The following is a 9,169-nucleotide window of genomic DNA, read 5'->3' on the forward strand; positions in this document are numbered from 1 at the left end:
GTGCGGGACGGCCCCGGCCGGGCCTGTCGGATCAGGCTCCGGTCAGCTTCTCGCGCAGAGCGGCCAGGGCCTCGTCGGAGGCCAGGGTGCCGGAGTCGGCGGCCGGGGCCTCGGAGGAGTAGCTGGTCGGCGCCGGAGCGGACGAGGAGGACGAGGAGGACGACGACGACGAGGAGGAGCTCGTCGTGCCGCCGGCGGCGGCCTCGGCGTCCTCGGCGATCGACTTCCGCACCTGCTCCTTGTGCGCCTCCCAGCGCGACTGGGCGTCGGCGTACTGCTGCTCCCAGGCGGCGCGCTGGGTCTCGTAGCCCTCGATCCACTCGTTGGTCTCGGGATCGAAGCCCTCGGGGTACTTGTAGTTGCCCTGCTCGTCGTACTCGGCGGCCATGCCGTACTGGGCCGGGTCGAACTCGGTGGAGTCCGGGTCCACGCCCTCGTTGGCCTGCTTGAGCGACAGCGAGATGCGGCGGCGGTCCAGGTCGATGTCGATGACCTTCACGAACAGCTCGTCGCCCACGGAGACGACCTGCTCGGCCATGTCCACGTGGCGCTGGGCCAGCTCCGAGATGTGCACCAGGCCCTCGATGCCGTCCTCGACGCGCACGAACGCACCGAAGGGGACGAGCTTGGTGACCTTGCCCGGCACGACCTGCCCGAGGGCGTGGGTGCGGGCGAACAGCTGCCAGGGGTCCTCCTGGGTCGCCTTCAGCGACAGGGAGACGCGCTCGCGGTCCATGTCGACGTCCAGGACCTCGACGGTGACCTCCTGGCCGACCTCGACGACCTCGGAGGGGTGGTCGATGTGCTTCCAGGACAGCTCGGAGACGTGCACGAGGCCGTCGACGCCGCCCAGGTCCACGAAGGCGCCGAAGTTGACGATCGAGGAGACCGTGCCCGTGCGGACCTGGCCCTTCTCGAGCTTGTGCAGGAAGTTGGAGCGGACCTCGGACTGGGTCTGCTCGAGCCAGGCACGGCGGGACAGGACCACGTTGTTGCGGTTCTTGTCCAGCTCGATGATCTTCGCCTCGATCTGCTGGCCGATGTACGGCGCGAGGTCGCGCACGCGGCGCATCTCCACGAGGGACGCGGGCAGGAAGCCGCGCAGGCCGATGTCGAGGATGAGACCGCCCTTGACGACCTCGATGACGGTGCCGGTGACGACGCCGTCGTCCTCCTTGATCTTCTCGATGTCGCCCCAGGCGCGCTCGTACTGAGCCCGCTTCTTGGAGAGGATCAGGCGGCCTTCCTTGTCCTCCTTGGTGAGGACCAGAGCCTCGACCTCATCACCCACGGTCACGACCTCGTCCGGGTCGACATCGTGCTTGATGGACAGCTCGCGGGACGGGATGACGCCCTCGGTCTTGTAGCCGATGTCGAGAAGGACCTCGTCGCGGTCGACCTTGACGACGGTGCCCTCGACGAGGTCGCCGTCGTTGAAGTACTTGATGGTCGCGTCGACAGCGGCGAGGAAGTCCTCGGCGGACCCGATGTCGTTGACGGCAACCTGCGGGGTGGTGGTGGTCATGTAGTAGGGGCTCCGATGGGAATAGTTTGTGATCAGTCGGAACGGAGATTGTCCGGCCGGACCGCGGCCGTTCCGAAGGATTGCTGGACAGGGCGCGTGCAGAGCACGCACCGGGTCAGTCTACGGACGCGGGAAAAGGGAAGCAACACGCGCCCCGCCGCGCGTCCCCGGCTCAGAACTGCGTGACGCCGTACGGGGCGGTCGGGGTCTCCATGAAGTCCTGTAGGTCCCGCAGCGCCTCCTCGTCCCGGGCCACGATCAGCCCGGCCTGCGCCAGGGTGCTGGCCTTCACCGCCCCGAGGTACAGGGACCCGAGCACGTCCACCCGCATCGCCACGTCGGCCCCCTCGGGCAGCGACACCGCGGGGACCGAGCGCCCGGCGTCGTCGTCGGCGGTGCGCGGCCGGTCGCGCAGCCGCTCCACCACGGGCGCGCCGCCGGTGGTGTCCAGCGCCCAGACGCCGTCGGCGTAGCCCATCGAGTCCACCAGGGAGATGACGATCCGGCCGCGGAAGGTGTACGGGCGTGCCTCCAGCGCGGCCGTGGGGTCCAGGACCCGCACCCAGACCTTGTCGGACTCCGCGGTGACGCGGTACTTGGCGCGGTCCCCCATCGCCCACACCAGCGGGTCCTCCACGGGCGCGCGGCCGAAGCGGACCTGGTCCACGAGGTCCAAGGAGGTCACGAACTCCCACAGGGCGATCGACACGTCCGGGGAGGCGCCCACGAGGTCGAGCACCGTCAGGGTCAGCGGGTACGAGGTGTTGGGCTCGAAGCGGTAGGTGACGTATCCGTCCGGGCGCATCGCGTCGTCGTAGTGCACGGCGCAGCGCACCTCGGGGTCCGCCTTCTGCGGGGTGATGGCGTACTCCCCCGTGTACTCGGGCCAGTGGTAGGCCACCCGGCTCACCGATCCGTGGGAGCTCTCGTGGAAGCGCTGGAAGAGCACCGGGGCGAGCCGGCGCACCTCCTCCCCGTCGGCCATCTCCACGCTGCCCACCGTCGGCGCCTTGAGCTGCAGGCGGGTGGTGGCGTCCACGGTGACCTCGCGGTTGAACGTGGCCGCGCCGAAGCCGAACCGGCCGTAGATGGTGGCCTCGGTGGCGGTCAGCAGCGCCACCGGATAGCCGTCGCGCCGGGCGCGGTCGAGCTCCCCGGTCATCAGCCGGCGCAGCAGCCCGCGACGGCTGTGCGTGGGCCGGACGGTGACCTCGGAGATGAGCCGGGCGCGCAGCAGCCGGCCCCGGCCGGCGTTGAGCGAGCCCTCCCAGGAGGTGAAGGTCGCCACGGGACGCCGCGTGGGCAGCGCCGCCTCCGGCACGTCGTGGGGGTAGGCCGCGCGCAGCCGCACCCGCTCCGCGTGCATCCAGGACAGGGTCCGCTCGAGGGTCTCGTCGGTCGGCTCCGCCTGGTGGAAGCCCTGCCGGATGGCCCGAACCCACTCCACGGCGGCCGGGTTGGCCGCGACTCCCCCGGGGCCCACCCCGAACTCCGCGAACGTGTAGTCGTGCCCGCCGGCCGAGTAGGACTCGGTCACGGTCCCGGGCGTGGACGGTGTCGTGGGGGCGTCGTGCTGGGGGTCCATGGTGGGTTCCTCGCTCGCGGTGGGATCGGGGGCCGGGCCGGCCGGGGAGCCGGGCGGGGCGGTCAGTGGGCGGCCTCGTGCCAGGAGCGGCCCGCGCCGACGTTGACCTCCAGGGGCACGGACAGCTCGGCGGCGCCGCCCATCTCCTCGCGCAGCACCCGCTCCACGGTCTCGCGCTCCCCGCGCACGACCTCCACCACGAGCTCGTCGTGGACCTGCAGCAGCATCCGCGAGCCGAGCCCCTCGTCGGCGAAGCGCCGGTCCACGCCGAGCATCGCCTTCTTGATGATGTCCGCGGCCGAGCCCTGGATGGGGGCGTTGAGGGCGGCGCGCTCGGCCATGGAGCGCAGCTGCCGGTTGTCGCTGGAGAGGTCCGGGAGGTACCGGCGGCGGCCGTCGATGGTGGCCGTGTAGCCGTCCTCGCGGGCCTGCTCCACGACGCCGCGCAGGTAGTCGCGCACCGCGCCGAAGCGGGTGAAGTAGTCGCTCATCAGGGTGCGGGCCTCGTCCACGGGGATCCGCAGCTGCTTGGACAGCCCGAAGGAGCTCAGCCCGTAGACCAGCCCGTAGCTCATGGCCTTGACCTTGGAGCGCATCGGCGCGCTGACCTCCTCCGGGGCCACGCCGAAGATCTTCGCGCCGACGAAGCGGTGCAGGTCCTCGCCGCTGCGGAACGCCTCGATCAGCGCCTCGTCCCCGGACAGGTGCGCCATGATGCGCATCTCGATCTGGGAGTAGTCGGCGGTCAGCAGCTGCTCGTAGGCCCGCCCGTCCTCCGGGCGCCCGACCACGAAGAGCCCGCGGATGCGGCGGCCCTCCTCGGTGCGCACGGGGATGTTCTGCAGGTTGGGGTTGGTCGAGGACAGACGGCCGGTGGCGGCGACGTTCTGCATGTAGGTGGTGTGCACCCGGTCGTCCTCGGCGATGGCCTTCTGCAGGCCCTCGACGGTCTGGCGGAGCTTGTTCGCGTCCCGGTAGGCCAGCAGTCCGGCGAGGAAGCGGTGCCCCTTCGAGTCCGGGTCGGTGCGGGTGAGCAGCTCGGCCACGGCGTCGGCGTCGGTGGTGAAGCCGGACTTGATCTTCTTGGTCCTGGGCAGCCCCAGCTCCTCGAACATCACCTGCTGCAGCTGCTTGGTGGAGCCGAGGTTCACGGGCTCCTCGATCTGGGCGTGCGCCTCCTGCTGCGCCTGCTCGATCACCCCCGCGAAGTCGTCGAGCAGGACCTGGACCCCCTCGGGGTCCACGGCGATGCCGGCGAGCTCCATCCGGCCCAGCACCACGGCCAGGGGCAGCTCGAGGTCCGCGAGCAGGGCGCTCTGGTGCGTCTCGGCCAGCTTCTCCAGCAGGTGCGCGGACAGCTGGACGGTGGCGACCGCCAGCTCCGCCGCCCGCCGCAGCACCGCCGGGGCGGGCCACGGCTCGGCGTCGAGGGCCAGCTCCTGCTGACCCGCGGCGGCACCGTCCGCGGCGGGCGCCACGGCCAGCCCCAGCCGGTCCTCGAGCAGGGCGGGCAGCTCGTAGCTGCGCCGGGCCGGCTGCAGCAGGTAGGCCGAGAGCTGCGGGTCGTCCACGACCCCGGCCAGCGGCAGGCCGCGCACGGCGAGGGACTTCCAGACGTCCTTGAGCCCGTCCACGATCTTGGGCCGGTCGGCGTCGGCCAGCCAGTGGGCCAGCGCGGACTCCAGCGCGGAGTCGGCCGCCGACAGGTCCAGGAACAGGGCCGAGGGCTCGTGACCGCCCCGGGCGAGGACCACGCCGGAGAGCTCCCGGGCGCCGGGCAGCACGGGGTCGTCGTCGCGGTGCAGGGCGTGCAGGACCACCGGGTCCTGACCGCCGGCCAGCCACCGCTCGAGATCCTCGGCGGTGCCGGGGCGCTCCACGTCCCCGAGGCCGAGATCGGCCGGCGGGGCGGCCTCCTCCGCGGGGCGGCCGAACGCGTCGAAGAGCCGGTTGCGCAGGCCGTCGCCGAACTCGAGGTCGTCGAAGACCTCCCCCACCGCCTCGGCGTCGGGAACAGGCAGGCCGGCCTCGGCCAGGTCCACGTCCAGTGCGAGATCGGTGATCAGCCGGTTGAGCCGGCGGTTGCGCTCGACGTCGGCGCGGTGCTCGCGCAGCGCCTCGCCCTTCTTGCCCTTGACGCGGTCCGCGTGCGCGAGGATCGCCTCGACGCCGCCGTAGGCGAGGATCCACTTGGCCGCGAACCCCGCGCCCACGCCGGGGATCCCCGGGAGGTTGTCGGCCTGCTCGCCGGTCAGGGCCGCGAGGTCCGGGTAGTGCTGGGGCGGCACCTTGTACTTCTCCACCACCGCGGCGGCGTCCATGTGCTTGAGGTCGGAGGGGGTGCGCCCGGGGTAGACCACGGTGACGTGCTCGTCGATCATCTGGAAGGCGTCCCGGTCCCCGGAGAAGACCAGCACCTCGTAGTCCTGCTCGGCGCCGCGGCGGGCGAGAGTGGCCAGGACGTCGTCGGCCTCGTGGCCCTCGGCGGTGACCACGGGCACGCCCAGGGCGTCGAGGACCCGACGGATCTGCGGGACCTGCCCGTGGAACTCCTCGGGCGTCTCGTCCCGCCCGCCCTTGTACTCCCCGTACTCCTGGGAGCGCAGGGTGGGGCCCTCGAGGTCGAAGGAGACGACCAGGTGGGTGGGCTTCTGCTCGCGGATGAGCTTCACGAGGGTGTTCACGAAGCCGTACACGGCCTCGGTGTGCCGCCCGTCGGAGGTCACGAAGGCGGGCCCGCCGCCGTACTCCGCCGCGCGGGACAGCGCGAAGAACGCGCGGAAGGCCAGGGAGTGGCCGTCGACCAGCAGCAGCTTCCGGTCGGGCCGGGAGACCGGGCGGGGGATCTCGACGTCGACGGGGTGGTCGGTGTCGGTCCCGACGGTCACCGTGCGGACGGCGGTCTCGGGGCTCGTGTCGGTCTGCGTCTGCTGCGTCGTTTCACTCACGGACCCATCCTAGGGCCCGGGCGGGAGCCGGGGCGGGCGGTCCGCCGGGGCCCGGCGGGTCAGCCCGTGGGCCGGCGGGGGCGCTCAGGCGACCTGGTTGATGATGGCCTCGGCGACCTCGCGCATGGACAGCCGGCGGTCCATGGAGGTCTTCTGGATCCAGCGGAACGCCTCGGGCTCGGTGAGGCCCATCTTCGTGGTCAGCAGCGACTTCGCGCGCTCCACGAGCTTGCGGGTGGCGAACTGCTCCTTCATGTCCGAGACCTCGCGCTCGAGGGCGGCGATCTCCTCGGCCCGGGAGATCGCGATCTCGATCGCGGGCACCAGGTCGTCCACGGTGAACGGCTTCACCACGTAGGCCATGGCCCCCGCCTCGCGGGCCCGCTCCACGAGCTCGCGCTGGCTGAAGGCGGTCAGCAGCACCACCGGGGCGATCCGCTCCGAGGCGATCTGCTCGGCCGCGGTGATCCCGTCCAGGACCGGCATCTTCACGTCCATGAGGACGAGGTCGGGGCGGTGCTCGCGGGCGAGCTCGACCGCGCGCTGGCCGTTGTCGGCCTCGGCGACCACCTCGTAGCCCGCGTCCCGGAGCATCTCCACGATGTCCAGGCGGATCAGGGTCTCGTCCTCGGCCACCACCACCCGGCGGGGCGGGTGCAGGTCGTTCTCCGCCTCGTGCTCCGCCGTCCCGGCGGGCAGGTCGTCCCGGGTCGCGGGGTCCTCGGCCGGGGTGGGGTTCGGCTGCTCCGTCACGCTGACTCCTTGGCTGCTGGTGCGTCGTTGCCCGCGCCGCGCGGGCGGCGGGGCCGGCGGCGCCCGACTGCCCGGCGCCGCGCGTTCCGTCAGATCAGTCCCAGCCTATAACTGTTGTAGAGTGGGCGAGCGCAGGAGCCGCCCGCCGAGGCGGCGCGGACCGCGCCCGTGGGCCCAAGTGGCGGAATTGGCAGACGCGCCGCACTCAAAATGCGGTTCCCCTGGAGTGTGGGTTCGAGTCCCACCTTGGGCACCAGCACCCCGGACCGGCGGTCCGGGGTTCTTCCGTGCCTCCCCGCTGCCGGCGGCCGGTGCCGTCAGCCCGCGCCGCCGCGCTCCCGCACCAGGTTCGTGACCCGGGCCGTGGACAGCCGCCGCCCCTGCTCGTCGGTCATCACGACCTCGTGGACGGTGAGCGTGGACCCCAGGTGCAGGGCCGTGCACGTGCCGGTGACCGTCCCGGAGGACACGCCGCGCTGGTGCGTGGCGTTGACGTCGACCCCCACCGCGAACCGCTCCGGCCCGGCGTGCACGCTCGCCGCGGTCGAGGCGAGCGTCTCGGCGAGCACGCAGTGCGCTCCCCCGTGCAGGATCCCGCCCGGCTGCGTGTTCGGCTCGACCGGCATGGTGGCGACCGAGCGCCCGGGCGTGAGCTCCGTGAAACGGATGCCCATCGCCCGGGCCAGCCCGCCGATCCCGTGGCCGGGGAAGGCGGCGTGCATCTCCTCGGGGACGCCGTGCTCGCGCAGGTCCCGGGAGTGCTCCTCGGGGGTCATGCCCGCGGCGCCGCTCAGCCCTCGCGCCACGGTCCCACGCGCTCGCGCCGCGGCCCGCTGCCGAGCAGCTCGCCGGCGTCGGCGACGTCGCCCACGCGGTGCACCTTGACGAGGTTGGTGGTGCCGGCGACCCCGGGGGGCGAGCCGGCGCAGATCACGACCAGGTCGTCCTTGCCCGCCAGGCCCTGCTCCTGCAGGTGCAGGTCCACCTGCCGGGTCATCTCGTCGGTGTGGTCGACCTGGGCGACCTGGATGGGCTGCACGCCCCACAGCAGGGACATGAGTGCGGTGACGAGCGGTTCCGGGGTGAACGCCAGGATCGGGTGGGCCGGGCGCAGCCGGGACAGCCGGCGGGCGGAGTCCCCGGACTGGGTGAACGTGCAGAGGTAGCTGACGTCGAGCTGCCGGGCGATCGTCACCGCCGCCCGCGTCACGGCCCCGCCGCGGGTGCGGGGCTCCGTGCCCAGCGCCGGGACGCGCTCCAGGGCCTGGGACTCGGTGGCCTCGATGATCCGGGCCATGGTCTCGATGGTCTCGATCGGGTACTTGCCCACCGAGGTCTCACCGGAGAGCATGACCGCGTCGGCGCCGTCGAGCACGGCGTTGGCGCAGTCGGAGGCCTCGGCGCGGGTGGGGCGGGGGCTGTCGATCATCGACTCCAGCACCTGGGTGGCCACGATGACCGGCTTGGCCCAGCGCCGGGCGAGCTCGATGGCGCGCTTCTGCACGATCGGGACCTGCTCCAGCGGCAGCTCCACGCCGAGGTCGCCGCGGGCCACCATGATGCCGTCGAACGCGTCGATGATCTCGTGCAGGGAGTCCACGGCCTGCGGCTTCTCGATCTTGGCGATCACCGGCAGCCGCCGGGCCTCCTCATCCATGATCTCGTGCACCCGCACGATGTCCTTGGCGTCGCGGACGAAGGACAGGGCGATGAGGTCCACGCCGCGGCGCAGGGCCCAGCGCAGGTCGTCCTCGTCCTTGTCGGACAGGGCCGGGACGTTCACGGCCACCCCGGGCAGGTTGATGCCCTTGTTGTTGGACACGGCCCCGCCCACGACCACCTCGGTGGTGACGGTGGTGTCCGAGACGGCGGTGGCGCGCAGGGCCACCCGGCCGTCGTCGATGAGCAGCGGGTCGCCCACGTTGACGTCTCCGGGCAGGGCCTTGTGCGTGGTGGAGCACAGGCTCGCGGTGCCCTCGACGTCGTCGACGGTGATGGAGAACTCGTCGCCGGGCAGCAGCTCGTGCGGGCCGTCCGCGAAGCGGCCGAGCCGGATCTTGGGGCCCTGCAGGTCCGCGAGGATCGCGACGGTCTGTCCGGCGTCCGCCGAGGCGCGCCGCAGGTTCTCGTAGGACGCGTCGTGCACGGAGTGGTCGCCGTGGCTCATGTTGAGCCGGGCCACGTTCATGCCGGACCGGATCGCCTGGGAGAGGTTCTCGTACGAGGAGATGGCCGGGCCGATCGTGGCCACGATCTTCGCTCGTCGCATGTGTGCCGCCTTGGGTCGAGGGGTGCCGCCGGGAAGGACCCCGCACAGCAGTGCGGCCGGGAGCTCCGTCGCACCACGCAGCTCCCGGC

6 protein-coding genes and 1 tRNA gene are annotated in these 9,169 nt (G+C 72.3%); 1 reads left to right on the top strand and 6 read right to left on the bottom strand.

Annotated features, from left to right (window positions below; all coding sequences use genetic code 11):
• Positions 1–31: 31 nt before the first annotated feature.
• The 4 genes from rpsA to ACFU0Y_RS15270 form a co-directional block, all read right to left on the bottom strand.
• Positions 32–1,525 (bottom strand): 30S ribosomal protein S1, encoded by a 1,494-nt coding sequence (gene rpsA / locus ACFU0Y_RS15255; protein ID WP_344120087.1) that lies wholly within the window; start codon positions 1,523–1,525, stop codon positions 32–34.
• A 172-nt stretch (positions 1,526–1,697) separates the two neighbouring features.
• A complete protein-coding gene (locus ACFU0Y_RS15260; RefSeq protein WP_380215376.1) occupies positions 1,698–3,110 on the bottom strand; it encodes a GNAT family N-acetyltransferase in 1,413 nt (470 codons plus the stop codon).
• Positions 3,111–3,172: 62 nt separating this feature from the next.
• Complete coding sequence (gene polA, locus ACFU0Y_RS15265) at positions 3,173–6,058, bottom strand: DNA polymerase I (RefSeq protein ID WP_380215377.1); 2,886 nt, start codon at positions 6,056–6,058, stop codon at positions 3,173–3,175.
• Positions 6,059–6,142: 84 nt separating this feature from the next.
• On the bottom strand, positions 6,143–6,757 hold the full coding sequence (locus tag ACFU0Y_RS15270) for an ANTAR domain-containing response regulator (RefSeq protein WP_380215379.1): 615 nt from the start codon (positions 6,755–6,757) through the stop codon (positions 6,143–6,145).
• A 226-nt stretch (positions 6,758–6,983) separates the two neighbouring features.
• Here ACFU0Y_RS15270 and ACFU0Y_RS15275 point away from each other — a divergent pair.
• Positions 6,984–7,067, top strand: a tRNA-Leu gene (locus tag ACFU0Y_RS15275).
• A gap of 61 nt (positions 7,068–7,128) precedes the next feature.
• Here ACFU0Y_RS15275 and ACFU0Y_RS15280 read toward each other — a convergent pair.
• Positions 7,129–7,587, bottom strand: a complete 459-nt coding sequence (locus ACFU0Y_RS15280; protein WP_380215380.1) for a PaaI family thioesterase — start codon at positions 7,585–7,587, stop codon at positions 7,129–7,131.
• A 14-nt stretch (positions 7,588–7,601) separates the two neighbouring features.
• A complete protein-coding gene (gene pyk / locus ACFU0Y_RS15285) occupies positions 7,602–9,080 on the bottom strand; it encodes a pyruvate kinase (protein ID WP_380215378.1) in 1,479 nt (492 codons plus the stop codon).
• Between the last annotated feature and the right edge of the window lie 89 nt (positions 9,081–9,169).

The sequence above is a fragment of the Kocuria sp. NPDC057446 genome (assembly GCF_042802875.1).
GTDB lineage: Bacteria > Actinomycetota > Actinomycetes > Actinomycetales > Micrococcaceae > Kocuria.

What these genes read in the sequence shown, in the direction of transcription:
- rpsA (WP_344120087.1), bottom strand. Translation starts at nt 1,525, where the DNA reads ATGACCACCACCACCCCGCAGGTTGCCGTCAACGACATCGGGTCCGCC.
- ACFU0Y_RS15260 (WP_380215376.1), bottom strand. Translation starts at nt 3,110, where the DNA reads ATGGACCCCCAGCACGACGCCCCCACGACACCGTCCACGCCCGGGACC.
- ACFU0Y_RS15280 (WP_380215380.1), bottom strand. Translation starts at nt 7,587, where the DNA reads ATGACCCCCGAGGAGCACTCCCGGGACCTGCGCGAGCACGGCGTCCCC.
- pyk (WP_380215378.1), bottom strand. Translation starts at nt 9,080, where the DNA reads ATGCGACGAGCGAAGATCGTGGCCACGATCGGCCCGGCCATCTCCTCG.